Below are 24,320 nucleotides of genomic sequence, written 5' to 3'. Positions count from 1 at the left end.
GTCGGTATACTTTAAGCCGATAGGCCGGCCCGCCGCATGCTCACCGACGATTCCCCCTCGCGCCTGGTCAGACCGGCGCGCAACTACGCACAGCTGCCGCGCTTCCAGCGCGTAAGGATATCGGTGCTCGGCCGCTACATGCTGGCCGACCGGCGCGAGTTCCCCTGCCAGATCCTCGAGATGTCACCCGGCGACGCCCTCGTCATCGCGCCGGTGCCCGGCAGCGTCGGGGAAAAGATCGTCGCCTATGTCGATCACATCGGCCGCATCGAGGGCAGCATCACCGAGGAGGTCGACGGCGGCTTCGTCATGGAGATCGTCGCCTCGGCGCGCAAGCGCGACAAGACCGCGGCGCAGCTCACCTGGCTCGCCAACAAGGAACTGCTCGACCTGCCGGAAGACCGCCGGCACGAACGCGTCGTGCCCGACAACCGCCATTCCACCGTCGTCCTCGACGATGGACGGCGCTACAACTGCAAGATCATCGACATCTCGCTGTCCGGCGCGGCCATCGAGCTGGCCGTGCGCCCGGCCATGGGCACGCCGGTGACGCTGGGGCGGATGCGGGCGCGCGTGGTCCGGCATTTCCATGACGGGATCGGTGTGGAATTCACGTCGGCGCAGGAAATGCTTTCGGTCGTGCAGCAGAACCTGCGGGTCGGCTGAAGTCCTGTTGCGCCTGCGTCACAGCAAACACAAAATTGTCCGGCGCGTGATCGGCAGCGGTTAATTTTCTCTTAACAGCTTCGTTAGACTTCCCGTAAAAATTGCCTTGGAGTTTTCGGGGCAGCGCAATTGTGGACTGGCAACGTGATCTCCATTCGGGGGGCTCACGTTATGCCAATCCACACCAAGAACCTGCGCACCATGATTGCGGCGCTGTGCGTCCTGCTCGCGGCTCCCGCGGCACTGGCCGCCTCGCCGGTGGATTTCTCCAATCCTGCCTTCGCCCAGGTTGGCGGCCGCACCAGCGTGCCGGTCGGGCATTCGGAGTTCTGCCGGCTCAACCCGGGCGAATGCCCGGTCTATGCCAGCGTCCGCGAGGTCACCGAGCTGACCGCGCAGAGCTGGGCCGAGTTGGTCGCGATCAACAACGAAGTCAACAGTTCGATCGTGCCGATCAGCGACCAGGACTTCTACCAGATGGCCGAGTACTGGACCTACCCGGCCGGCTACGGCGACTGCGAGGACATCGCGCTGGCCAAGCGCCGGGCGCTGGTCGAGAGGGGCTGGGATCCGAGCACGCTGCTCATGGCCGTGGTGCGCGAGACCGACGGCAACGGCCACGCCGTGCTGATGGTGCGCACCGACCGCGGCGACCTCGTGCTCGACAACCAGGACGGCACCATCCGCCTGTGGGGCGAGACCCCCTACCACTTCCTCAAGCGCCAGTCGCAGGCCAACGCCGCCGAATGGGTCGACATCGTCGACAACCGCGTCTTCATGGTGGCGACGAAGTAGAGCCAGGCCCCGTCAGGGGCCGCTCCTCCCGGGCCAGGGCCCGCGGCCGATTCCAGGGCAGAAACCATGCGGCCAGGGTCGCCACGCCCAGCGGAAAGGCCACGAACCCGCCATAGGCGCGCACCCAGCCGAGGGTGCGCACATAGCCGTCCGAGCCGAACTGGTAGCCCCACTGGTACAGGGACAGGAACAAGACCAGCGGCAGCGCCGCAAGCGCCATCCGGTCGCTGCGGCGCGACCCGGCCAGGGGCAGGCTCGCGATCAGCGCGAGCCAGGGGATCCAGAACTGCTGGTGACCGGTCTTGTAGGCGAGGAGGACGGCGAGCAGCGTTACCGCGCCCGCTTCCAGCCAGTGCAGGCGGCACCACCATGCCGCCGCGGTCGCCATCGCCGCCGCCCCCGCCACGAAATACACATTGGCGTCGCTAAGCCAGCGAACCAGCGTCTCCGCCCCGGGAACCGTCGTCAGCGCGTTGACGATGGACAGCAGCTTGGGGCCCCGCTCGGCGCCGAAAACGATGGCACTGAACACGGCCGGTCCCCAGAGCGCATAGGCGAGCGCCATGCCCGCCGCAAACACCATCGCCGCGGCCAGCATGACGTCCGGCCGGAACCGCCGCCCCTCGAGCGCGAACGGCAGCACCAGCACGAGGGGGTAGTACTTGACGAGCGCCGCAAGACCGAGCAGCGCGCCGCTCAGCCAGGCCCGTCGCTCGCGGGCAAGGACCGCGCCGATGACCAGGGCCGCGACCAGCCCGTCATTGAGGCCGTAGATGACGCCCATGCCGACGAGCAGGAAGTTCGTCGGCAGGGCAAGAAGATAGGGACCATAGAGCCCTGCCCCGCCCCGCGCCCGCCACAGCTTCGCCGCCAGCAGCGTGCTGGCGAGGAGAAGCAGCGCAACCATGAAGTATTTCGGCCCGAACGCGCCGAACCCGAGCAGGGGCGCCAGGGCGTTGTGCGCCGGGCCGTAGGCGTTGCTGCCCGCCCAGGGGTCGCCGCCGGCAAGGACGGCCCGCCACTGTTGGAGATAGAACAGGTAGTCGTGCCGGGCGCCGGTCGTGGCGGCCAGCCACGCCATCACCGCGATCCAGACGGTGACCGCGAGGGCCGCAATGCTGCTTGCAGGTTCTGTGTCACGACCGCGCAAAGCCATTTCCGCCACACCCAGGACCGGCTGTGCGATGGCTGCCGCGGCCCCGCCCCGGCGAGGACCGGCCGGGGTCCTAGCTCACCAGGGCAAGATAGACACCCACCGCGAGAAGCCCGGTCAGGAACGCCCAGCCAAACGCCACCAGCGCCGCCAGCAGCGCCGAACTCAGCAGCACGGTGCCGCCCTCCTCCTGCTGCCAGCCGAGCTGCAGCATGATGTAGGGCCCGCAGATGAAGCTCATCGCCAGGTGCCCGGCCATGTGCAGCACCGTGCGGCCGTCATAGCGCAGCGCTGCCGGCTGGCTGGAGAGCCACTGGTACAGATGGGTCCCGGCCCCCGCGAGCGACAGGCCGACGGCCATGAGGAACCCCGCCAGTGCGAATTCTGTGACCATGAGCACCGTCCACGATGTACCGCGGCGACGCCCTCCGCGCCGCCGGTCGCATTTACCGTTTGTTAATCATATGGAGCGCCCAATCGGCTGTCATCTGTCCTTCGAAATGCTGGTTAATCCGCACATGCCCGCCTCTTCGGCACAGCGAAGCGAGGCTTCGACCGTGGGTTTCAACGTGGTCGGCCTTATGCTGCTCCTCGCCCTGGCGGGAATCGGGCTTGCCTACGGCATCGATGCGATGAGCCGGGCCGGCCACCAGCCGGCGCACCGGCCCGGGGCCGAGACCGTCCTCACCCGCACGCTCGCCGACCGCCGGTTGCACATCCCCGTCTCATGGTTCCGCGAGGCTGCAATCCCGGCGGACGGCTTCGCCCGTCAGGTCGACCTCCGGCTCAACCTGCCGCTCGGGCCGGAGGGCGCGCCTCGCAGTGTCGACGTGATGCTCGTGCCGCGCAGTCGGGCGCAGCCCAGCGCCCTGCTGCTTGACCGCGTCTATCTGCACCAGTTCCAGCCGGCGCAGCTGGCGGGGCCGCCGGGGCTCGTCGGCAAGCCGCTGGCCGCCGCCGATGGCTTCACCGGCGAGACGGTGTGGTACGACCCGTTGTCGGCGGATCCCTTCGTCGCCAAGTGCAGCGTGCCGGTGGCACCGGGTGCGGGCACGCGCTGCCTCAGGACCGTGCGCTTCGGCAATATCGCGGCCGTTTACGCCTTCGACTCCGAACTGCTGCCGGCGTGGCGGCAGTTCGACGACAGGATGCGGCCGCTGCTCGCGGCGATCGGGATCGACTGAAAGGCTTAGTGGATGTCCTCGAGGTCGACGTCGAGGATGGCCATCTGGAAATTGTAGGACCGCTCGCCGTCTTCATCGTCGGCATAGATGAGGCCGAGGAACTCTTCCCCCAGATAGACTTCGACGCTGTCGTCCTGCTTGTTGCGCGGCCGCACGTCGATGGCACGGTTGCCGAACTTCTGCTGCAGGAACTTCTGCAGCTTGATGATCTCGGGGTGCTTCACGTACCGTCGTCCTTGGGTAGAGTTAGGGAGGGCCACAATAGGGTTTGTTGGCGCGCCGGCAATCCCACCTGCCGCTTTTCCCCGCTCGAATCGGCGAAATTGCGGCGCCGTCAGCCGTTGCTGTCGCTGACCGGCAGCACCTGGTCCATCACCGAGGCCGGCTGCACCCCGGCTTCGCCGATGATCCGCGCCGGGACGCCGGCCACCGTCACCCGCGGCGGCACCTCCTTGACCACCACGGAACCGGCGCCGATGCGGGCGCACTCGCCCACCCGGATATTGCCGAGTACGATCGCCCCGGCTCCGATCAGCACGCCGTTGCCGATCTTGGGATGGCGGTCTTCCTCGGACTTGCCGGTGCCGCCCAGCGTCACGCCCTGCAGGATCGAGACATGGTCGCCGATCGCCGCCGTCTCGCCGACGACGAAGCCGGTGGCGTGGTCGAGCATGATGCCCTTGCCGATGCGCGCGGCCGGATGGATGTCCACCTGGAACACCTGGCTCGAGCGGCTCTGCAGGTAGAGCGCGAAGTCGCGCCGGCCGGCATACCAGAGCGCGTTGGCGAAGCGGTGCGTCTGGATGGCCTGGTAGCCCTTGAAATACAGGAAGGCATCGACCGCCTTGTGGCAGGCGGGATCGCGCTCGAGCGTCGCAGCCAGGTCGGCCCGCGCCTCGGCCCCGATCTCGGGCCGAATCTCGAAGGCGTCCTCGAACGCCTGGCGCACGAGGTCGGCGGACACGTCGCCATGGTGCAGCCGCTCGGCCAGCCGGTGCGCCAGCGCGCTCTCGAAACCGTCGTGGTTGAGCACCGAGGCGTAGACCAGGTTGCCCAGGGCCGGTTCGCCGGCGGCGATCTGGCGGGCGCCCGCCAGCACTGCGGCCCAGACCGGGTCCACGGAGGTCAACTCGACCGGCTTCGTCACGATGCTGTTCATCGAAATCTCCATCGCAGATTGCCGATATAGGGCAATCGCATCTTGCAACCAAGTCCCGCGGAGGAAAATGGTTTCCTCAAGACACCCGACGGCGGATCGTCAGCGGTGCCGGGCGAGGAAGTCGAGGGCCGCCTGCTTGAACTTGGCATCGCCGGTGGCGCGCATGTGGTCGCGGCGCGGAATCGTGAAGGCTTCGCCGTGCTGCAGCAGCGCCGCGAGGTCGTCGGCCGAGCCCGCCATTTCGTCCTCGCTGCCCGTCGCCACCAGCACCGGCACCGTGATCTCGCGCACCTGCATTTCCGTCATCGGCTGGCGCGAGGACACCATGCACGCCGCCAGCGCCGCCTTGTCGGCCCCGGTGTGCTCGGCAAAGATGCGGAACTGCCGCCCGGTCTTGCCGCGCACGTCGGCCAGCGACTCCGCGGTCAGCGCCGAGATGATCTCCTCGGAGTCGGCGAGCCCGCTGATCAGGTTCATGCCCATGCCGCCCCAGACGCTGGCGCTGACGTGGCCGGGATGCTGCAGCGCGAGGAACGCGGCGATGCGGGCGCCCATCGAATAGCCGATGACCGGGGCGCGGCGGATGCCGAGATGGTCGAGCAGGCGCTTGGCGTCGAGCGCCATGTCGCGGGCGAAGTACAGGCCGGCGTCGTAGAGCTTCCTGGAATTCCCGTGGCCGCGATTGTCGATGGTGATGGCCTGGTAGCCGGACTTGGTCAGCGTCTCCACCCAGCCGGTGTCGAGCCAGTTGACCTTGCCGCTTGAGCCGAAGCCGTGGATCAAGAGGATGGGCATGCCCTCGCCGTAGACGTCGTAGGCGATCGGAATGCCGGCGGAGAGAAAGCTGGGCACGGTCGAAGTTCCCTGGGTGTGGCGCGGCCGGGTCTAGCATCGGCGGGCGGCGCCGCCAACCGGGCGCGACAATCGCGCCGGCGCGGCGGCTCTTTCCTTTGCCCCGCCGCTTCTATATGGTCCGCGCGTCTCCACCCACCGCATTTCAGGACTGGCAGATGTCCGAGTCGAGCATGCCCCATTTCCACAACTCCGAAGGGCTCGCCCGCATCGAAGTCGGCTCGAAGGAGTTCAAGTGCGTGGGCGCGCTGCCGCCCTTCGACCACCCGCACATCTATATCGAGATGGGCGACGACACCGAGATCGTCTGCTCCTATTGCTCCACCCTGTACGTCTATAACCCGGACCTGCCCGAGGGCACGTCGCAACCGCTCTCCGCCGTCTTCCACGACGAGGTCGCCTGACCGGCCATGTCCGGCGGGGGCCGCACGGTCTACATCGCGGGAGCCGGCATCGCGGGGCTCACCCTCGCCCTGGCGCTGGCCAAGTTCGGCGCCACCGTCGTCGTGCTCGAGCGCAACAAGGCCATCCAGGAAGTCGGGGCCGGCCTGCAGGTCAGTCCCAACGCACGCCACGTGCTCAACCAGCTCGGGCTCGACCGGCAGGTCGCGGCGCGCAGCCTCGAACCCGCCGGCATCGACGTCTTCCCCTTTCGCGCCCGGCGCCCGCTCACCACCCTGCAACTGGGCGGGGCGATGGTCGAGCGCTACGGGGCGCCCTACGCGGTCATGCACCGCGCCGACCTCGCCGACGTGCTCTACCGGGCCTGCAAGCGCTTCGCCAATATCGAGATCGTCTTCGGCGTGCGCAGCTTCGACGCCGAGAGCCACGCACGCGGCGTGTCGGTGACCGCCGACGAGGCCGGGGGCAGCTCGCGCAGCAGCCGCGCCTTCGCCTTCGTCGGCGCCGACGGCGTGCGCTCGCGCACCCGCACCGAACTGCTCGGAGGGGGCGCGGCGGTCTATACCGGCGCCGTGGCCTGGCGCGCCACGCTGCCCATGGCCGACCTGCGCGGCGCCATCGCGCCGGATCGCACGACGCTGCTGTTCGGGCCCGGCTACCATGCCGTGTGCTACCCGCTGCCGCACCGCAACCAGGTCAACATCGCCCTGTTCGCCCGGGAGAAGCCGGGCCGCGCCTTCGGTCCCAACCCGCCGCGGCAGCCGCAGCTGCCGTGGGCGGCGCTGCCCAGCGAGCACTTCCGCATCATCACCGAGGCGGCGACGGGGGCGTGGAACTACTGGCCGCTGTTCCGGGTCGAGACCGACGCCTGGCATCAGGGGGCCATCGGCCTCATCGGCGACGCCGCCCACGCCATGATGCCGTTCCAGGCCCAGGGCGCCGCCATGGCCATCGAGGACGCCGCCGTGCTCGCCCCGCTGCTGATCAGCGAGCCCGACGCCGCCTCTGCCTTCGCACACTATACCGCACTGCGCCGGCAACGGGTCGAACGGGTGCGCCGGCTGTCCGATTTCAACGGCTTCGCCTTCCACCTCGAATGGCCGTTCACCCTCGGCCGCAACGCCGTCCTCGCCCTGCAGGGGTCGCGCGGCCACTTCAAGCGCCTCGACTGGCTCTATGGCTACCGCGCCGCCCCGGACCCGGCGATCGGGGCTCCGGTCCGAACCGGGAGCCTCCATCCCCCGGCCTGACGTGCCGTCGCGGGCCGCCGCGCGCCGGCCTTGGCGCTTGCCTTGGGCACCCCCTCTGTGTCAACTGCCGCCAAAATCAGGTTCGTACCGATCCGCATGGCCGTATCCCCGCAATCCAGGCTCACGCTTGCCTTCATCCTGATCACCATCCTGCTCGACATGGTCGGGTACGGCATCGTGCTGCCGGTGCTGCCGCGGCTGATCGGGGAACTGACCGGCGGCAGCGTCGCCGACGCCGCCGTCATCGGCGGCTACATGGTCTTCTTCTATTCCCTCATGCAGTTCGTCTTCGGGCCGGTGCTGGGCAACCTCTCCGACCAGTTCGGGCGCCGCCCGATCCTGCTGATCTCGCTCATCGGGCTGACCATCGACTACACCATCATGGGCTTCGCCCCGGCCGTCATCTTCCTGTTCATCGGCCACACCATCGCCGGCATCTCGGGCGCCGCCGTCGCCACCGCCACCGCCTACATCGCCGACATCACGCCGCAGGAAAAGCGGGCGCAGCGCTTCGGGCTGATCGGCGCCGCCTTCGGGCTCGGCTTCATCATCGGCCCCGTCGTCGGCGGCCTGCTCGGCGAACTGGGCCCGCGCTGGCCGTTCTACGCGGCCGCCACCCTCGCCGCGGCCAATCTGCTGTTCGGCTTCTTCGTCCTGCCCGAGAGCCTCGGCAAGGCCAAGCGCCGCAAGTTCGACATCCGCCGCGCCAACCCCTTCGGCGCGCTGTGGAGCCTCGGGCGCAACCCGGTGGTGCTGTGGCTGCTGGCCGCGCTCGGCCTGTTCACCCTGGCCAGCCAGGCCTTCCCCTCGGTGTGGAACTTCTTCACCATCGAGGTGCTGGATTTCTCCTCGAGCCAGATCGGCCTCGCCCTCGGCGCCTTCGGCTTCGGCTTCGCCGCCAGCCAGGCCTTCCTCATCGCCCCCGTGGTCAAGCGGCTGGGCGAGTGGTCCACGGTGCTGCTCGGCATGCTGGCCGCCGCCATCGCGCTCACCGGCACCGCCTTCATCCACACCCCGTTCGGGCTCTATGGCTTCCTCATGGTCGGCTCGCTCGCCGGCCTCGCCGGCCCGGCCATCAACTCGCTGCTGTCGCGGCAGGTGTCCGACGACGCCCAGGGCGAGTTGCAGGGCGCCATCAATGCCACCAACTCGCTGACCGCCATCGTCGGCCCGCTGCTGGCGACGCAGCTGTTCCGCATCTTCACCACCGCCCCCGAGGGCTCCAGCGGCTATTTCCCGGGCGCACCCTTCCTCGGCGCCGGCATCCTCGTGCTCGCCGCGGCGGCGCTGTTCAGCTTCACCGCCTGGCGCTTCGACCTGACGCACCGGCCGCCGGTCGCCAAGCACCCGCACCATCCCGACCTCGCCCCGCCGGGCGCGCAGGTCACCCCGCCGCATGTCGAGGACGAGGCGAACCCCGACCCGGCCTCCGGGGTGGACCGCTAGGCTCGGGGCCGCCGCCGGCGGGCTCGCACAGCGGCGGCGATCCGCGCAACGCGGCGACACACGCCCGCTGAAACTCTTTCCGCGCCCCTGCCGTAGCTGTGTGCGACCTGCCGGACATCCCGGCGGCAATGCACCGACGAAAGGAACATCAAGTGCGGTTCATCAAGGCGACTGCCCTCGCTGCCACGCTCGCCCTGGGCTCGGCCACCTTCTCCTCCGCGCAAGCGGCCAACGTGGTCGAGACGGCCCAGCAGGCCGGCACCTTCGGCACCCTGCTCGCGGCGGCCACCGCCGCCGGCCTTGCCGACGCCCTCGCCACCACCGACAGCATCACCGTCTTCGCCCCGACCGACGAGGCCTTCGCCGCCCTCCCGGCCGGCACCGTCGAGGATCTGCTCAAGCCCGAGAACAAGGACAAGCTGGTCGCCATCCTGACCATGCACGTCCTGCCCCGCGAACTGGCCTCCAACCAGCTGCCGGGCCGCAGCATCCACGTGCGTACGCTGAACACCTCCGAGATGCTTGCGGTGACCAAGAGCGCCAAGGCCCGGACGGTGACCGTCGCCGGCGCGAACACGGCCAATGTCGTGGCCGCCGACATCAGGGCGGACAACGGCATCATCCACGTGATCGACGCCGTCCTGCTGCCCTGACGCGCCGTCCCTCCGCGCGTCGACGGCGAGGCGCCACCTCCCCGGGGGTGGCGCCTCTTTTGCATTGTCCCTACCCCGCGATCGTTGCCGGCCAGGTCCCGTGCAGGCCGGCGCCCCGGCCTTCGATCTCGAAGCCGTGCGCGCCGAAGAAGTCGCGCTGCCCCTGGATCAGGTTCGCCGTCCCCTGCGCCTGCCGGTAGGAGTCGAAATAGCTGAGCGCCGCGGAGAGGCAGATGAGCGGGAACTCGCCGGCCGCGCCCGCCGCCACCACCTTGCGCAGCGCCGGATGCGCGCCCCGCATCAGTGCGACGAAATCGGGCACCAGCAGCAGATTGCCGCCGTCGCCCTTGGCGTAGGCCGCCGCCATCTGGTCGAGGAAGCGCGAGCGGATGATGCACCCGGCCCGCCAGATCCTGGCGATGGTCGCCAGCGGCAGCTCCCAGCCATACGCGCGCGAGGCCTCGGCCATCACCGCAAAGCCCTGCGCGTAGGAAACGATCTTGCCCGCCAGCAGTGCCTGCTCGAGCTCGGCCAGCGTCACCTCGGCCCTGCCCCCGGCACGCTTGCCGTAGACCGCCTCGGCCGCCACCCGCTCCGGCTTGCGCGCCGACAGCGAGCGGGCCGCGACCGCCCCCTCGATGGCGGTGGCCGGCACGCCGAGCTGCTGCGCTGCGATGGCCGACCAGGCGCCGGTGCCCTTCTGTCCCGCCTTGTCGAGGATCAGTTCGACCAGCGGCTTGCCGGTCGGCGCGTCGACGGCGGCCAGCACGTGCCCGGTGATCTCTATGAGATAGGAGTTGAGCGGCCCCGCGTTCCAGCCCTTGAACACGTCGGCCGCCGCGGCCGGGTCCATGCCCAGCCCGTCGCGCATGACGCCGTAGACCTCGGCGATCATCTGCATGTCGCCGTATTCGATGCCGTTGTGGATGGTCTTGACGAAGTGCCCGGCGCCGCCCTCGCCCAGGTAGGCGACGCACGGCTCGCCGTTGAACTTGGCCGCGATCGCCGTCAGCACCGGCTCGGCATTGTGCCACTGCGCCCTGGAGCCGCCGACCATGATCGAGGGGCCGTGCCGGGCTCCCTCCTCGCCACCCGAAACGCCGACGCCGAGATAGCCGATGCCCTTGCCGCCCAGATAGGCGAAGCGCCGGTCGGTATCGGTATAGAGCGAGTTGCCGCATTCGAGGATGGCGTCGCCGGGTTCGAGATGCGGCAGCAGCTGCTCGATCATGTCGTCGACCGGCTGGCCGGCCTTGACCATGATGATCACCGAACGCGGCCGCCGGATCGCGCGGATGAATTCCCCGAGGTCGGCCTCCGGCACGACCCGCTCGGCCAGCCCCTGCTCCCTGGCGGTCGCCACGAATTCGACGATGCGCCCCGTCGTTCGGTTGTGGACCGCCACCGTGTAGCCCTTTTCGGCGATGTTGAGGGCCAGGTTCGAACCCATCACGGCCAGCCCGATCAGGCCGATATCGGCAGACGGCATCACAGTCTCCTTCACGCAGCGCCGGCATGCGGCACGTGCCTGTTTCGCACGCGGCCGGCGGCAATACCATACTAAAGCACTAGCGATGTGCACGTACGTCATTGCCGCACCAGCGCCTTTCGCCGCTGCGCCACGCCCGCCCGGAGGGCGCCGGCGCAGCCCGATTCCATCGCCGCGCGGAATGCTCTAGGCTCGCCGGGAGGCAGGAGTCGGCGTTGGAATCGCTTTCGCTTTTCAGTCTTGCGGGCCGGCGTGCCCTCGTCACCGGCTCGAGCCGCGGCATCGGCCTCGCCATCGCCGGAGCGCTGGCCGGCGCCGGTGCCGAAATCATCCTCAATGGCCGCGACACGGCGGCGCTGGGCGAGGCTGCCGAGAAGTTGGCGCAGTCGGGCGCGCGCGTGCGGGCACTCGCCTTCGACGTGACCAGCGAGCAGGGCATCACCGAGGCAGTCGCCTACGCCGAGGCCGAGATCGGCCCCCTCGACATCCTCGTCAACAACGCCGGCATGCAGTATCGCGCCCCGCTCGAGGACTACCCCCTCGACCGCTTCGAGCAGGTGCTGGCCACCAACGTCACCTCGGTGTTCATGGTAAGCAAGGCGGTGGCGGCGGCGATGATCCGGCGCGGCCGCGGCCGCATCATCAACATCTGCTCGCTGATGAGTGCCCTGTCCCGCCCCACCGTCGCCCCCTACGCCGCCAGCAAGGCGGCTGTCGCCAACCTCACCCGCGGCATGGCCACCGACTGGGCCCGGCACGGGCTCAACGTCAACGGCATCGCGCCGGGCTATTTCCGCACCGAGCTCAACGAGGCCCTGGTCCGGGATCCCGAGTTCAATGCCTGGGTGGAAAAGCGCACCCCCATGGGCCGCTGGGGGGACCTCGGCGAACTCGGCGGGGCCGCGATCTTCCTCGCCTCGGACGCTGCCAGTTTCGTCAACGGACACATCCTCTATGTCGACGGCGCCTTCTCCGCCACCGTCTGAGGTGGCGCGCATCATCGTGATCATGGGCGTCTCCTCGAGCGGCAAGACCGCCGTGGGCAAGGCGCTGGCGCGCCGCCTGCACGCGCCCTTCCTCGACGGCGACGATTTCCACCCGCCTGCCAACAAGGACAAGATGCGCGCGGGCATCGCCTTGACTGACGAAGATCGCTGGCCCTGGCTCGAGACGCTGGGGCTGGCCCTGCGCGACGCCGCCCGCACCAAGGGCGTCGCCGTCGGCGCCTGCTCGGCTCTGCGGCGCAGCTACCGCGACCTGCTGCGCAAGACCGTTGGGGAACCGTTGCTTTTCGTGCATCTGCACGGCGAAAAATCGGTGATCGCCGAGCGCATGGCGCGCCGCAGCCACGAATACATGCCGGCCAGCCTGCTCGACAGCCAGTTCGCGACGCTCGAAATGCCCGATGCCGACGAACAGGTCATGACCATTTCGGTGCTCGAGCCGGTCGAGCCCACCGCCGACAGGATCGCCAGGTCCCTGGGCCATCTGCGGAGCTTTCGGCGCCAGCAATAACCCGGTTCTTCAGAAGCCGAAGCCGTATTGCCCGCCCGGCGCCGCCTTCTCCAGCGCCAGCATGCGCAGCTTGGCCGTCACCCCGCCCGGCGCCGAAAAGCCGGTGGGCCGCCCGTTCGCCCCCATGACGCGGTGGCACGGGATGAGCAGCGGGATCGGGTTCTCCCCCAGCGCCCGCCCGACCGCGCGCGCCAGGGTGACGTCGCCGAGCCGCCGGGCGATGTCGCCATAGGTGGCGGTCTCGCCCCAGGCGAGCGTCAGGGTCTCGCGGTAGACGGCGCAGTTGAAGGCGGAGACGCCCGCGAGGTCGAGCGGCACATCCACGAACTCCACGCGCTCGCCCTGCGCATAGGCACGGACGCGGGCGACGAGGGCCGCATCCGGGGTGCCGGCGGCGACGCCCGCGAACAGGCCTTCCGCGGCGGCGCGATCGGTACCCGGCAGGGCGAAGCGGTTGACCCCGCGCGCCGTCCAGCCGAGGCCCATGGTGCCGAGGTCGGTGTCGATGAGCGCGTACTGCATGGCGGGAGCCTAGCGCAGCCGGCGTTCCGGGCGAAGCCTCGCAGCCATCTGCTCAGCGCCGCAGCGCCACTTCGCACCAGTTTGTGAGCTGTTTCTGCACGTATTCGCCGACCGAGCCCTCGCGTTCGAAGCCCCACCAGATCAGGGCCCCCTGCCACTGCCCGGCCAGCAGCCGGCCGAGCCGGCGCTGCTCGGGTTCGTTCGTCGTCAGCCGCCGCCCCAGCGCCTGGGCCAGGGCCTCGCCCCAGCGGGCGCCGCGCTCCCTGAGCACCGGGTCGCGCATGTCCTCGCGCAGCACCAGCAGGCCCTCGGCATATTGCTCGTGGTCGCCATACTCGCCCGAAAGCGCCACCAGCATGGCGACCGCCCCCTCGGCGTCCACCGGCGAGAGCTCGTCGGCCACCCGGGTGCTGACGTCGAGCTGGTCCCAGGCGCGCAGCAGCGTCGCCCGCATCAGGCCGTCCTTGCTGCCGTAGCGCTGCACCAGCGTTGCGGGTGACAGCCCGGCCTCGGCGCCGACGGCGGCGAAAGTTACGCCCGCCGGTCCGGACCGGCGCAATACTCGGCCGGCCGCATCCAGGATCGCTTCATCCGATACCGTCTTGGGGCGCGCCAAAATCTTCCCTATTGTAAACGAACATTCATTTATATATACGACGTCGCCCTTGCCAAGGAGAATCGTCATGGCTCGCATCGTAGGTTACATCGCCGCCTCGCTCGACGGCTTCATCGCCGACGACGCCGACTCGCTCGACTGGCTGACGAAGCGCACCGACTTCGAACTCGGGGAATACGACTACACCCTGTTCATCAAGCGCATCCGCACCGTGGTGATGGGTCGCGCCACCTACGACTGGCTCGCCCGCGAGGGCGGCTGGGCCTATGACGGCCAGCGCGTCATCGTCGTCACCTCCCGCCCGCTCGACACCCCTCTCGGTCCCCTCGAAACCCGCAGCGACGTCGATGCGCTGGTCGCCGAACTGCGGGCACTGGACGATGGCGACGTCTGGATGCTGGGCGGCGGCCGGCTGCAGATGGCCTTCCTCGAGCGAGGCGCCCTCGACGAGATCGAAATCTACGTCACCTCCGCCATCCTCGGCGGCGGCGTCCCGCTGTTCCCCCCGACCGGGTGCAAGGCGATGCCGACCCTGGTGTCCGCGCGCGCCCTCGGCGGCGGCATGGCGCGGCTGCACTACCGCTTCGACTGAAACCCCGAGCTTAAAGCGGCTTGGTGTCGATCACCAGTTCCCACTGCTCGCCCAGCGCCAGCGACAGTTCCGAGGCCACGAAGGGCAGCAGCGCATTGAACTCCTGGCGGTCGCGTTCCGACAGCCGCCAGTTCTCGTCGTGCGGATTGTCCCAGTTGATCTGCCGGTCGTACAACTCGTTGAGCCGCTTGAGCCGGCGGATGATGTCGTTGGAAAAGCCCCAGAATCCGAGTTCCGTCGGATGGCCGTCGATGAACAGCGGCGCCAGCCCATGCGCGACCATGCCGTAGTCGACCACGAAGTGAACCTGCTTCAATTGCCCAGGGCACCCTCGCTCGAATGGGGCGTTCTGCCGGTTGCTTCACGGCCGCCTGCCCAGCGGGCGGCACGCTCCTTGATTTCGCCGAACTTGCGCGACGCCTCCGACAGCCGCCGCTCCCAGGCCGGATCCGGGCTCTGGCCCTCGATCGCCCGGAAATAGACCTGCATCATGCAGGCGATGGCGAAAGGCTCGATCAGCGCCGCCTTGACCGCCCAGGCAAAGATCAGCGCGAACACGAAGCCCCCCGCCGACCAGCCGCCCGGGATCAGCCAGACCACCAGCGCGGCAGGGGCCAGCATCACGAGGAATACGACGAAAGCGAGGCCGTAGGTGATGACGGTCAGCCACGCGGCGTTCTTGAGCATCGCTTGGTAATTCTGCCCGTACAGCACCAGCGCCGTCTGCGCCGACGCCCAGGGGTTGGTCGCACCCGTGCGGATGGCGTAGGCAAGGATCACCTCGTCGACGAAGCCGATGGCGATCCTGAGGAAGGCGCGCACCAGCCCAACCACGTTCTGCAGGCCCGGAATCGGCAACAGCGATGCCAACCCCTCGACGAGGCCGATGATCGCCGCGAGCACGCCCTTGACCAACTGGTCGACAGCGAACAGCACGCTGGTTTCGGCAAAGCGCGATTTGACCACGCTGGTGGCATGCGTGATCTGCTCGCGCCCCGTGGGGATGTCGCGCCCGTCGAGCAGTTCCACCAGCACGGCGATGTGGCCGGCCTTGACGACGTAGAGGATGTATTCCCTGAGGAAATACAGCGCCCCGGCAGTGAGGCCGAAGCCCGCCGCGCCGCCCCAGAAGATCGAGGCGCCGCGGAACTCGTCGTCGCCGAAAGCGCCGATGCCCCAGCCGACTCCCGCCCCCAGCCCGGTCGCCAGCACGTAGGCGACGGCGATCCCGGCATAGACGATGACTCGGAAAACGATGAACGGGCTAGTCTGCAGCATCAGCCCCAGCGCCCGGGCAACGGAAAAATCCCACATGGCTCGCATCCCCGGGCGGCCCGCAGCGGCGCCCATGGGAAGTGTTAACGAAGTCGTGAGGACGCCGCAATTTCCGGCGGCGCCGTGCCTGTGGAATGGTTCACAATACCCTGTCGGATCGCCGGAAATCGCCGGAATATCCGCCCGGTTCAACCGCCGCGCTTGAGCCCTGCGTGCGGATTGGACTTGCCGCTTCCCGACGGGACGCGGCCACCGCCGGCCTGCTTGGGAAGCTTGGGATTGTCGGTCAGCTTGCCGCTCGGGTCGTTGCTCCCCTTGCGCGGCGGCCTGTCGATCGGTCCGGTATGGGGCTTGGGCATCGCATCCTCCTCGCGTTGCACGCCCTCAATGCGGCGTCGCGGCGCCGGGTTCCCCCGCGCCCCTCGCGTCACTCCGCCTCGCCCAGCCAGCCGACCTCGATGCGATGGAAGAGCGGCCCCTGTTTCATCGTGGCGAGCCAGGCGCGGAAATCGGCGATGTCCTTGAAGCCGGCCCTCCTCGCGTCCGCCTCGCTGACGTCGTCCGGCGACATCTCGTCCATGCGCCCGATCTGCAGCAGCCCGAGCCGGGTCTTGAGCGTGCCGCCCGGCCTGACCGAGGGGCGCGTCCAGCGGCGGAACTGCAGGGTGACCTCGCCGCGCCTGATCGCCTCCAGCACCTCGCGTTTGATCAGCATGCCTCGCCCCTCCGCGGTGTTCCCGGCCCTGTGGTGCGGGCGGCGGGAGTCGAACCCGCACGGGGATACCCCCTCAGGATTTTAAGTCCTGTGTGTCTACCGGTTCCACCACGCCCGCATGCGCCCCTCTGTCCCACACGGGCGGGGAAAACTCAACGCGCCGCAAGGGCCCGCCTAATCCGTGCCGCCCGAAATCGGCGGGGCGTAGGCGACGTCGAGGTCCCAGGGAAAGAAGATCCAGGTGTCCTGGCTTACTTCGGTGATGAACGTATCCACCATGTCGCGGCCCTTCGGCTTGGCGTAGACGGTGGCGAAATGCGCTCCCGGCAGCATGTCGCGCACCACCCGGGCCGTGGCCCCGGTGTCGACCAGGTCGTCGACGATGAGGATCTTGCCGCCCGCCTTCGCACGCGCCAGGATATCGGGCGCGATCGCCTTGAGCACGCGCACCTCGCCCTGGTTCTGGTGGTCGTAGCTCTTGACCGCGACGCTCTCCACTACGCGGATGTTGAGTTCGCGGGCGACGATGGTGGCCGGCACCAGCCCGCCGCGGGCGATCGCCACCACGGCGTCGAACGGGCCGAGGCCCTGCAGCCGCCAGGCCAGCGCCCGGCTGTCGCGGTGGAACTGGTCCCAGGTGACGGGGAAGGATTTCTGCGAAGTCTGCGTCACGTTCTGTCTCCAAGCGGCCGCTCCGGCCCGGCGTTCCCGGCGGGCGGCATCCCTCAATAGGCCTCGGCCGGCGGCGGCAGCCCGGCCGCGCGGTGCGCCTCGGCAACCATGGCCCGCACCTTGTTCGCCGCCTCCGCGAGCCGCGCCTGGTCGGCGGACCTGAGCACCAGTTCGGTGCGCACGAAAGTCTGCCCCATCTGCGGGTAGCTGCCCATCCTGACGTCGGGGTAGGCCTCCTGCAGCCGCCCCAGCGGCCCGCCGATAGCGCCTTCCCCCACCCCGCAGGTGACGGTGACCGAGTGCACCTTGCGCCCGGTCTCGAGCGTCGGCGCGATCGCCTCCAGCATCGCCTGCATGATCACCGGCACGCCGGCCATCACGTGCACGTTGCCGATCCGGAAGCCCGGCGCGGCGCTCACCGAATTGACGATCAGGCTCGCCCCCTCGGGGATGCGCGCCATCCTCAGCCGGGCCTCGGTGACCTCGGTGCCGGTGGCCTTCCAGCGGGTTTCCAGCATGGCCCGGGCCTCGGAGTTGACCGGCAGCGCCACGCCGAAGGCGCGGGCGATCGCCTCGGCGGTGATGTCGTCGTGGGTCGGCCCGATGCCGCCGGTGGTGAACACGTAGGTATAGCGGTGCCGCAACGCATTGACGGCCGCGACGATGTCGTCGCTGTCGTCGGCGACCACCCGCACTTCCCGCAGGTCGATCCCGAGATCGGTGCAGAACGTGGCGGTGGCGGCGATATTCACGTCCCGCGTGCGCCCCGACAGGATCTCGTCGCCGATGACAAGCAGGCCGGCAGTGATGGTTCGGGGGGCGGGCATCGGTCAGCAGCGCCTGGCGGAAAGCTCAATGCAATGCCCGCATGGCGGCGCAAGGTCAAGCGAGCCGGGGCATTTGCCACAGCGATTGCGCGCGCCCGACCCCGCCGCGGCGGCCGGTTTGCGCCAGCCCCTTCCAAATCGGCGCCCGAAACACTATTTTTGCAGCCGTCTTCCGGAGTCCCTGATGGTCACCTTCGTCACCGCCGAGTCCAAATCCCGCCGCACCGCGGGAGTCATCCCCCTGCATGGGGAGGCCGGCTTCGCGGGCATGCGCAAGGCCGGCCGGCTCACCGCCGAGGCGCTCGACCTCCTTGTCGATGCGGTGCAGCCCGGCGTCACCACCCTCGCCCTCGACCGGCTGGCCTACGAATTCGCGCGCGACAACAACGCCATCCCCGCCACCCTGTTCTACAAGGGCTACCGGCACTCGATCTGCACCTCGATCAACCACGTCGTCTGCCACGGCATCCCCGACGAGCGGCCGCTGCGCGAGGGCGACATCGTCAATATCGACATCACGCTGATCGTCGACGGCTGGTACGGCGACTCCTCGCGGATGTATCCGGTGGGGGAAATTTCCCGCAAGGCCGAGCGCCTGATCGAGGTCACCTATGACGGCCTCGCCGCCGGCATCGCCGCGGCGCGCCCGGGCAACACCACCGGCGACATCGGCGCCGCCATCCAGCAGCTGGCCGAATCGGAACGCACCAGCGTGGTGCGCGATTTCGTCGGCCACGGCGTCGGCCAGTTGTTCCACGACGAGCCCAACATCATGCATTTCGGCGTGCCCGGCACCGGCGTGCCGCTCAAGCCGGGCATGATCTTCACCATCGAGCCGATGATCAATCTCGGCCGGCCGCACGTGAAGATCCTCTCCGACGGCTGGACCGCCGTCACCCGCGACCGCACCCTGTCGGCGCAGTGCGAGCATTCGATCGGCATCACCGAGACCGGCTGCGAGATCTTCACCGCCTCGCCGCGCGGCCTGTTCAACCCGCTCGACGCCCGCCGCTAGCAGATGGGCGGCCCGACCGAACCCTCCGACGGTTTGGCCGAGGCCTCTCCCCACTATCTCGGCCATCGCGAGCGGCTGCGCCGGCGCTTCCGGGACACCGGCGGCGAGGCCTTCACCGACGCCGAACTGCTCGAGATCCTGCTGCACGTCGTCATCCCGCGCGTCGACACCAAGCCGCTGGCCAAGGACCTGCTCGCCCGCTTCGGCTCGCTGTCGGCGGCGCTGAGCGCTGCGCCCGAGCGGCTGCGCGAGTTCAAGGGGCTGGGCGAGGTCACCATTTCCAGCCTCAAGGTGGTGCAGGCCGTCGCCCAGCGTTTCGCCCGCGACCGCGTCAGCCGCGACATGCCGATCCTCGCCTCCTGGGCGGCGCTCATCGATTACTGCCGCTCGCAGATGGCGTTCGAGGACATCGAGCAGTTCCGCATCCTCTTCCTCGACAAGAAGAACCGGCTGATCGCCGACGAGGTGCAGCAGACCGGCACCGTCGACCACACCCCCGTCTATCCGCGCGAAGTCATCAAGCGCAGCCTCGAACTCTCGGCCACGGCGCTGATCCTGGTGCACAACCACCCCTCGGGCGACCCTGCCCCGTCGGCCGCCGATGTGCAGATGACGCGCGCCATCGCCGACATCGCCAAGCCGCTCGGCATCGCCGTGCACGACCACATCGTCATCGGCCGCTCCGGGCACGCGTCGCTGCGCAGCCTCAAGCTGATCTGACCGGCATTTGATCTGGCGCAAGGCCGGTGCTTCAATCGCGCCCTATTGGCCGTATGCCGCGGCCGGCCGAAAGGGGCGGGCCCGGCGAGCACCTCCTGGGGGACACGCATGTACAAGCACCTGTTGATCGCCACCGACGGTTCCGAACTCGCCGGCAAGGGCGTCGAGCACGGCCTCTATCTCGCCAAGCAGCTTGGCGCCGAGGTCACCCTGCTTTCCGTCACCGAGCCGTTGTCGTCCGAAGTCGTCCGGGCCGCCCGCAGCGGCGGAGTGTCCGATCCGGTCACGCTCTATGAGCAGAACATGGACGAGCAGGTGAACAAGTTCACCGATTCCGCCAAGGCCCGCGCCGGCGAGCTGGGGGTGACCATCGACGTCGCCCGCGAGACCGACAGCTCCCCGGCCGAGGCCATCGTGCGCACCGCCAAGCTGCGCAACTGCGATCTCATCGTCATGGCCTCGCACGGGCGGCGCGGCATCCAGAAGATGCTGCTCGGCAGCCAGACCTCGGAGGTGCTGGTGCGCACCACCATTCCGGTGCTGGTGATCCGCTGACCGCTCCGGGCACTCAGCCGAAGGTCGACAGCACCGGGAAGGTTTCGAGGAACCAGTAGGAGATGCGGGTGAACTGGCCGGTGAGGAACAGCAGCCCGGTCAGCACCAGCAGGCCGCCCATCACCTTCTCCACCGTTCCCAGGTGCTTTTTGAAGCCCTGGAAGAACGTCAGGAACGGGCCGATGGCGATGCCGGCCAGCAGGAACGGCACGCCCAGCCCGGCCGAATAGAGCCCGAGCAGCCCCGCCCCCTCGAGCGCCGTATCCCGGCTGGCCGCGACCGACAGGATCGCCGCCAGCACCGGCCCGATGCACGGCGTCCAGCCGACGGCGAAGGCCAGCCCGAGCAGGAACCCGCCCAGCGGGCCGCTGGCGACCCCCGGCCCCTGCGGCCGCAGCTGCCGGTCGAGCAGGCCGATGCGGTAGACGCCGAGGAAATGCAGCCCCATGGCGATGATGACCACCCCGGCGATCGGGGTCAGCACCGGCAGCGCCTGCCGGAAGGCCGTGCCGAAAGCCGTCGCCGTGGCGCCCAGCGTCACGAACACCACCGAGAAGCCGAGGATGAAGAACAGCGAGGTGAAGACGCTGCGCCGCCACAGCGCGCCGGCGCTGGCGCCGTCCTCGCGCAGCTGGTCGAAGCTCGCCCCGCTCATATAGGTCAGGTAGGGCGGCACCAGCGGCAGCACGCAGGGGCTGAGGAAGCTCAGGACCCCTGCCCCGAACACCAGCGAAAAAGAGAACCCGTCCATTGCGCCTCCAGATGGCGCCTTGTTACGAACCCGCAGCCCTTTCCGCAATGCGCCCACTCGCCGCTCCCGGCAATGTGAGGGGGTAACTCCCCACCGGACCGCCACCCCAATCTGTTGCGGATCTGAGGCTCTTGACGTCAGGCTTGGGGTGAGGCGACGCACCCCTCCCACAGTCACCGCCCTCCCTCCCCCTTGCGGGGAGGGTGGCTCGGCCGCAGGCCGAGACGGGTGGGGGGCGAAGCTTCGCAGGCTCACCCACCCACCGCACCGTCACCCCCGGACGCCGCGCAGCGGCGATCTCGTGGACCCATGCGGCGATGGCCCGCGCTGCGTTGCCGAAGTGGCAGATGATGCGCCGTACACCGTTCCCGATGACATCGGTAGACGCGCCCGAACTGGACGCGAAGCTGACGCGCCCAACAGGTGGCGTCCGATAGGTATAGATTTGTGTCCGCCGGGGCAGCGGGCGGCCCGGACCGTGTACGGGGACAGACCAGTGGTTGTAGTTGGGTGTGTGTCTTACGCTGCACGGCTTCCCGCCTCCGCAATGTCGCCGCGCGGACGCTGTACCGTTGGGCGGGTCAGGCCCGTCGCCTGGCAAGCGCCCACGCTTCGATCTCGCCGCGTCAATCCCGGCTCACTGCGCCTCCTCGGTCGCCTCGTTCTGTGTCTGAGCGGTGGCAGCCGTGAACACCGATCAGAGCGTCCGGGACGACATGCTACATGGGGGTCGTTTATGCGGACGATACCCATGTAGGCGGTTGCAGCACTACTCCGCACGTGCCACTGCTGACTATGGCACCGTAGGGGAGAACGATGGCGAGCAACATAGACTGGTACGGCGCGGGATTTGATGAGGCAGTTCGTCGATGCAGAGACGAGTCGGAGCGCTTCGACATTATCAACAACTTGGTCGACGACATTTCAATGGAGGATACTCGCCGCTGGTTAGATGGCGTTATTGATGGCGCGGAACGGGAGGGGCGGTCAGTTCTTGGCTTGCGACTGGAACGCCCCCAATTCAACGAGTTCGGCGGGATGAACTCCCCGCCCAACGGGGGTGAGTACAGGGGCGTGAAGACAGTTCGTGTCGGCTTCGAGATACCAGCCCGGGTCGAAGTCGCCATCGCCGCCGCGCCACCGAAGAAGTAGCTTCTGCAAGATTGGCGGAGGCATGGGGGACGCCCCGCGCTTCGTGATCGTGCACGCGGCGGCGCAAATCCCTCTGCGACTTGCTCCACTTGTCGATCACCCGCGAAAGCCTCTCCTGCAACCGGACACTCTTGGCGAAGGTCCAACGGTCGATTTCAGCGCTGGGCCGGCACCATCGTCGAGGTGCCGAGGATCGAAAATCATCAGGAGCTTAGGGGCGGCTACTGAGCTCAGATGATGGCCAGCTATGCTATGGAGGCCGAGCGGATCAAGAACCTTCTCAACGGAAGTTAGCCTCGGCCTGGTAGGTATGGCGGGGAACCAGTCGTGACTTAGTACCTCCAAGCGACCACCGCAAACTCGGCGAGGTGCCCCTGACGCTGGTCAATCTCCTTCATCCTCCAATCAGTGTATTTCGACAATGAATTAGTCGTACGGATATCGGACGTCGAGTAGGCCGACACCTTCTCCGGGAAGAGCTTGTCACCCAGCTTTGAATTGGCCTTACCTAGGAGGCAGAGGTTACCGAGCCGGTCGCGATACTCGTCATGTCGAGCCGCATCGGGTCCTAAGTACGCCTGCAGTCCCGGCGTCAGCGACCTGCCCATGATGTGCTCAATCGTCACGTCGCCTGGTTGTAGCTCCTCGGGATGCTCCAGTCCGGCCGCGCGGCGGCTCTGCAACTCCAGCGCCCGGAGCATGTAGGCGGCTTTTTTCGCGTCCTTCTCGGTCTTCGTGAGGAAGTCCTGCTTGAACGCCTTGTCGTCTGGGTAGATTTCCCCCAGTTCGGCTTTGACCTGCGCGGTGGTCGTGACCTCCCCCCCGTGTATTTTGCGTGCCACCTGTGACCCGAGGCTCTCCATTCGGCCCGGCCGCCCTCGCGCCACCAACTGGTACCGGACGGCGATCACCTCAACGAGATGCAGGAGCTTCTCCATCTCGGGGGGTGAGAACTTCTCGATGGCCGAGAGCATCAAAGGGTAGAGCTGCGTCGCCCCTATTATGCGAATTGCCTCTATGCGTTTTCGGACCATTGGCGAGTAGGCCGCCCAGAGGGGGTCGCTGGGGTCATCCAGCGCCACGTACTCGTCGGCCACGTCGCGCAACTCGTTGGAGGCGTTGAAGGCGTCCTCGGCCGATGTGAACTTCCCCTTAAAGGCGGCAAACAACTTGGTTCCCTCTACCAACCCGTACCGCGAGGCCCAGTACACCCGTAAGAACGCATCGACCTTGGAGCGCTCAAGGACCGTCATCATTTCGTTCCAACGGGCTTCCATGGCGGGGAGACTGCCCCTTTGGAAGTTCTCCGCGCGGGAAAACAGGAGGTTCTTCACGAGGTCGAGCGGGGCGAGCGCGAGACTGCGATCATTCAGCGTCTCAAAGATGGTGTACGCATCCTCGTCACCACCGGGGATAAGAGACACGACCCGAACATTCTCGTCGAAGAACTTGATGAGCTTGATGAAGTAGTCCCTTGCGGCTAACTCGTCCTTGAAGGAGGCGGCCTTAGCCTCCACAAACTCGATAGTCCGCAGTGCCGCCTCAAGAAGGCGCTTGTTACGGTCGCCCTTTCCTCGGACCTTGTCGGCCTTTTCGACCTCTACCCTCGGCACCCGGTCGATGATGAGCTTTTTGAAGAGATCGTTGTTTGTCGTATTGAGAATGACCTTGGCCTGCAGCACGTCCGAACCCAGATCGGCGAACCCGATGTAGCGTTCCTCAATTTGATGGGTCGGTGTGCTCAGAGTAGGGTACCCTGCCATCCAGTTGCGGATGGCGCTCAGTAGCATGATGGTTGTCGCGAGGCGTTGCTGCCCGTCGATCACATTCAGTCGCTGCGAGCCCGTCTGCTGCGTGAACACCATCAGCCCGAAGAAGTACTCCTCGTTCCCGTCGTGTTGCGCCCGCTCGACATCCTCAAGAAAGTGGTTCACGAAATCGATGGTCCACGAGTAGTCCCGCTGGTGGCGAGGAACGAAGAATGACCGCTCCTGAATAAGCTGGCCAAGGCCGATTGTTGGTGTGTTAAGCGACGCGCTCATTGGCTTCCCCCTTGCCGCCCCGAGAGTACGAGAAGAAGCCGCTACTTCAAACATCCCGCTCCCCGTAATCCCCACCCGGTGCGAGCAACCGAGCCCCATTCCCCTTCCTTCCCCGCCCCCAACCACCGACCCCACCGGCGCAGCAAATCGGCCCCATCTGCGTCTTGCGGCAGGGGAACTTGCGCCCGCAGTCGGGCTCCCCTCCCCCTTGAGGGGAGGGAGAGGCCCGGTGGTTGGGGCACGGTCCCGAGCGGCTCTTCCGGGCGCGTCTCCACCTCCCGGCGCCGGAACAGCGGCTTCAA

General features: G+C 68.0%; 30 protein-coding genes and 1 tRNA gene. 14 read left to right on the top strand and 17 right to left on the bottom strand.

Annotated features, from left to right (window positions below; all coding sequences use genetic code 11):
• The first annotated feature begins 36 nt into the window (after positions 1 to 36).
• Positions 37 to 666, top strand: coding sequence for a PilZ domain-containing protein (locus VGD93_RS11300; RefSeq protein ID WP_395012093.1), 630 nt, complete (start codon positions 37 to 39; stop codon positions 664 to 666).
• 171 nt (positions 667 to 837) lie between these two features.
• Entirely contained in the window at positions 838 to 1,461 is a 624-nt protein-coding gene (locus tag VGD93_RS11295) for a transglutaminase-like cysteine peptidase (RefSeq protein WP_395012092.1), read from the top strand.
• Here the strand turns inward: VGD93_RS11295 and VGD93_RS11290 are convergent.
• Positions 1,442 to 2,542 carry a glycosyltransferase 87 family protein gene (locus VGD93_RS11290; RefSeq protein WP_395012091.1) on the bottom strand — a complete coding sequence of 367 codons (1,101 nt, stop codon included), beginning with the start codon at positions 2,540 to 2,542 and terminating at the stop codon, positions 1,442 to 1,444. The two genes, VGD93_RS11295 and VGD93_RS11290, sit on opposite strands and share 20 nt — an antisense overlap.
• Before the next feature lie 145 nt (positions 2,543 to 2,687).
• Complete coding sequence (locus tag VGD93_RS11285) at positions 2,688 to 3,008, bottom strand: DUF6949 family protein (protein WP_395012090.1); 321 nt, start codon at positions 3,006 to 3,008, stop codon at positions 2,688 to 2,690.
• A gap of 163 nt (positions 3,009 to 3,171) precedes the next feature.
• Here VGD93_RS11285 and VGD93_RS11280 point away from each other — a divergent pair, with 163 nt between their 5' ends.
• Complete coding sequence (locus VGD93_RS11280; RefSeq protein WP_395012088.1) at positions 3,172 to 3,798, top strand: hypothetical protein; 627 nt, start codon at positions 3,172 to 3,174, stop codon at positions 3,796 to 3,798.
• A 5-nt stretch (positions 3,799 to 3,803) separates the two neighbouring features.
• Here VGD93_RS11280 and VGD93_RS11275 read toward each other — a convergent pair whose 3' ends face one another.
• The 3 genes from VGD93_RS11275 to VGD93_RS11265 all read right to left on the bottom strand — a co-directional run bounded on the left by VGD93_RS11275 (position 3,804) and on the right by VGD93_RS11265 (position 5,809).
• A complete protein-coding gene (locus VGD93_RS11275) occupies positions 3,804 to 4,022 on the bottom strand; it encodes a DUF3126 family protein (protein WP_395012086.1) in 219 nt (72 codons plus the stop codon).
• A gap of 110 nt (positions 4,023 to 4,132) precedes the next feature.
• Complete coding sequence (gene cysE, locus VGD93_RS11270; protein WP_395012085.1) at positions 4,133 to 4,957, bottom strand: serine O-acetyltransferase; 825 nt, start codon at positions 4,955 to 4,957, stop codon at positions 4,133 to 4,135.
• 99 nt (positions 4,958 to 5,056) lie between these two features.
• The gene (locus VGD93_RS11265) at positions 5,057 to 5,809 is read right to left on the bottom strand and encodes an alpha/beta fold hydrolase (RefSeq protein ID WP_395012083.1); all 753 of its coding nucleotides are present in this window, start codon (positions 5,807 to 5,809) and stop codon (positions 5,057 to 5,059) included.
• A gap of 158 nt (positions 5,810 to 5,967) precedes the next feature.
• Here VGD93_RS11265 and VGD93_RS11260 point away from each other — a divergent pair, with 158 nt between their 5' ends.
• From VGD93_RS11260 to VGD93_RS11245, 4 genes are all read left to right on the top strand, one after another.
• Entirely contained in the window at positions 5,968 to 6,213 is a 246-nt protein-coding gene (locus VGD93_RS11260; RefSeq protein ID WP_395012081.1) for a zinc-finger domain-containing protein, read from the top strand.
• A gap of 6 nt (positions 6,214 to 6,219) precedes the next feature.
• Positions 6,220 to 7,461 (top strand): FAD-dependent monooxygenase, encoded by a 1,242-nt coding sequence (locus tag VGD93_RS11255; RefSeq protein ID WP_395012079.1) that lies wholly within the window; start codon positions 6,220 to 6,222, stop codon positions 7,459 to 7,461.
• A 96-nt stretch (positions 7,462 to 7,557) separates the two neighbouring features.
• The gene (locus VGD93_RS11250; protein ID WP_395012078.1) at positions 7,558 to 8,907 is read left to right on the top strand and encodes a TCR/Tet family MFS transporter; all 1,350 of its coding nucleotides are present in this window, start codon (positions 7,558 to 7,560) and stop codon (positions 8,905 to 8,907) included.
• Positions 8,908 to 9,068: 161 nt separating this feature from the next.
• Positions 9,069 to 9,560: a fasciclin domain-containing protein gene (locus tag VGD93_RS11245; RefSeq protein WP_395012161.1), complete on the top strand. Its 492-nt coding sequence runs from the start codon at positions 9,069 to 9,071 to the stop codon at positions 9,558 to 9,560.
• 70 nt (positions 9,561 to 9,630) lie between these two features.
• Here the strand turns inward: VGD93_RS11245 and gndA are convergent, their stop codons facing one another.
• Positions 9,631 to 11,049 carry an NADP-dependent phosphogluconate dehydrogenase gene (gene gndA / locus VGD93_RS11240; RefSeq protein ID WP_395012076.1) on the bottom strand — a complete coding sequence of 473 codons (1,419 nt, stop codon included), beginning with the start codon at positions 11,047 to 11,049 and terminating at the stop codon, positions 9,631 to 9,633.
• A 215-nt stretch (positions 11,050 to 11,264) separates the two neighbouring features.
• Here gndA and VGD93_RS11235 point away from each other — a divergent pair, with 215 nt between their 5' ends.
• Both VGD93_RS11235 and VGD93_RS11230 read left to right on the top strand, forming a co-directional pair.
• Positions 11,265 to 12,035 carry a glucose 1-dehydrogenase gene (locus VGD93_RS11235; protein WP_395012074.1) on the top strand — a complete coding sequence of 257 codons (771 nt, stop codon included), beginning with the start codon at positions 11,265 to 11,267 and terminating at the stop codon, positions 12,033 to 12,035.
• Position 12,036: 1 nt separating this feature from the next.
• The gene (locus VGD93_RS11230) at positions 12,037 to 12,564 is read left to right on the top strand and encodes a gluconokinase (RefSeq protein ID WP_395012073.1); all 528 of its coding nucleotides are present in this window, start codon (positions 12,037 to 12,039) and stop codon (positions 12,562 to 12,564) included.
• Positions 12,565 to 12,573: 9 nt separating this feature from the next.
• Here the strand turns inward: VGD93_RS11230 and VGD93_RS11225 are convergent, their stop codons facing one another.
• The gene (locus VGD93_RS11225) at positions 12,574 to 13,086 is read right to left on the bottom strand and encodes a methylated-DNA--[protein]-cysteine S-methyltransferase (protein ID WP_395012071.1); all 513 of its coding nucleotides are present in this window, start codon (positions 13,084 to 13,086) and stop codon (positions 12,574 to 12,576) included.
• Between the two features lie 52 nt (positions 13,087 to 13,138).
• Positions 13,139 to 13,702 (bottom strand): TetR/AcrR family transcriptional regulator, encoded by a 564-nt coding sequence (locus VGD93_RS11220; protein ID WP_395012069.1) that lies wholly within the window; start codon positions 13,700 to 13,702, stop codon positions 13,139 to 13,141.
• A gap of 67 nt (positions 13,703 to 13,769) precedes the next feature.
• Between VGD93_RS11220 and VGD93_RS11215 the strand changes: the two genes are divergently transcribed.
• Positions 13,770 to 14,294 carry a dihydrofolate reductase family protein gene (locus VGD93_RS11215; protein WP_395012067.1) on the top strand — a complete coding sequence of 175 codons (525 nt, stop codon included), beginning with the start codon at positions 13,770 to 13,772 and terminating at the stop codon, positions 14,292 to 14,294.
• A 10-nt stretch (positions 14,295 to 14,304) separates the two neighbouring features.
• Here VGD93_RS11215 and VGD93_RS11210 read toward each other — a convergent pair whose 3' ends face one another.
• The 7 genes from VGD93_RS11210 to VGD93_RS11180 form a co-directional block, all read right to left on the bottom strand.
• Positions 14,305 to 14,610, bottom strand: coding sequence for a hypothetical protein (locus tag VGD93_RS11210; protein WP_395012065.1), 306 nt, complete (start codon positions 14,608 to 14,610; stop codon positions 14,305 to 14,307).
• On the bottom strand, positions 14,607 to 15,608 hold the full coding sequence (locus VGD93_RS11205; RefSeq protein WP_395012063.1) for a hypothetical protein: 1,002 nt from the start codon (positions 15,606 to 15,608) through the stop codon (positions 14,607 to 14,609). The genes VGD93_RS11210 and VGD93_RS11205 overlap by 4 nt, the downstream gene beginning before the upstream one ends.
• Positions 15,609 to 15,757: 149 nt before the next feature.
• Entirely contained in the window at positions 15,758 to 15,928 is a 171-nt protein-coding gene (locus VGD93_RS11200) for a hypothetical protein (RefSeq protein ID WP_395012061.1), read from the bottom strand.
• Between the two features lie 68 nt (positions 15,929 to 15,996).
• Positions 15,997 to 16,284 carry a hypothetical protein gene (locus VGD93_RS11195; RefSeq protein ID WP_395012060.1) on the bottom strand — a complete coding sequence of 96 codons (288 nt, stop codon included), beginning with the start codon at positions 16,282 to 16,284 and terminating at the stop codon, positions 15,997 to 15,999.
• A 31-nt stretch (positions 16,285 to 16,315) separates the two neighbouring features.
• Positions 16,316 to 16,402: transfer RNA gene (locus VGD93_RS11190), tRNA-Leu, on the bottom strand.
• A 56-nt stretch (positions 16,403 to 16,458) separates the two neighbouring features.
• Positions 16,459 to 16,956, bottom strand: a complete 498-nt coding sequence (gene gpt / locus VGD93_RS11185) for a xanthine phosphoribosyltransferase (protein ID WP_395012058.1) — start codon at positions 16,954 to 16,956, stop codon at positions 16,459 to 16,461.
• Between the two features lie 53 nt (positions 16,957 to 17,009).
• Entirely contained in the window at positions 17,010 to 17,783 is a 774-nt protein-coding gene (locus tag VGD93_RS11180) for a competence/damage-inducible protein A (RefSeq protein WP_395012056.1), read from the bottom strand.
• Positions 17,784 to 17,967: 184 nt separating this feature from the next.
• Here VGD93_RS11180 and map point away from each other — a divergent pair, with 184 nt between their 5' ends.
• The 3 genes from map to VGD93_RS11165 all read left to right on the top strand — a co-directional run bounded on the left by map (position 17,968) and on the right by VGD93_RS11165 (position 20,073).
• Positions 17,968 to 18,798 carry a type I methionyl aminopeptidase gene (map, locus tag VGD93_RS11175; protein ID WP_395012054.1) on the top strand — a complete coding sequence of 277 codons (831 nt, stop codon included), beginning with the start codon at positions 17,968 to 17,970 and terminating at the stop codon, positions 18,796 to 18,798.
• Positions 18,799 to 18,801: 3 nt separating this feature from the next.
• A complete protein-coding gene (radC, locus tag VGD93_RS11170) occupies positions 18,802 to 19,518 on the top strand; it encodes a RadC family protein (protein WP_395012052.1) in 717 nt (238 codons plus the stop codon).
• 108 nt (positions 19,519 to 19,626) lie between these two features.
• A complete protein-coding gene (locus tag VGD93_RS11165) occupies positions 19,627 to 20,073 on the top strand; it encodes a universal stress protein (protein ID WP_395012050.1) in 447 nt (148 codons plus the stop codon).
• A 13-nt stretch (positions 20,074 to 20,086) separates the two neighbouring features.
• Here the strand turns inward: VGD93_RS11165 and VGD93_RS11160 are convergent, their stop codons facing one another.
• Positions 20,087 to 20,824: a cytochrome c biogenesis CcdA family protein gene (locus VGD93_RS11160; protein ID WP_395012048.1), complete on the bottom strand. Its 738-nt coding sequence runs from the start codon at positions 20,822 to 20,824 to the stop codon at positions 20,087 to 20,089.
• Positions 20,825 to 21,640: 816 nt separating this feature from the next.
• Between VGD93_RS11160 and VGD93_RS11155 the strand changes: the two genes are divergently transcribed.
• Positions 21,641 to 21,976, top strand: coding sequence for a hypothetical protein (locus tag VGD93_RS11155; RefSeq protein ID WP_395012047.1), 336 nt, complete (start codon positions 21,641 to 21,643; stop codon positions 21,974 to 21,976).
• Positions 21,977 to 22,308: 332 nt separating this feature from the next.
• Here the strand turns inward: VGD93_RS11155 and VGD93_RS11150 are convergent, their stop codons facing one another.
• The gene (locus tag VGD93_RS11150; protein WP_395012045.1) at positions 22,309 to 24,018 is read right to left on the bottom strand and encodes a DUF262 domain-containing protein; all 1,710 of its coding nucleotides are present in this window, start codon (positions 24,016 to 24,018) and stop codon (positions 22,309 to 22,311) included.
• Positions 24,019 to 24,320 lie beyond the last annotated feature (302 nt).

It is taken from the genome of Devosia sp. (genome assembly GCF_036406155.1).
GTDB lineage: Bacteria > Pseudomonadota > Alphaproteobacteria > Rhizobiales > Devosiaceae > Devosia_A.
This window is presented reverse-complemented; position numbering and strand designations above follow the sequence as displayed.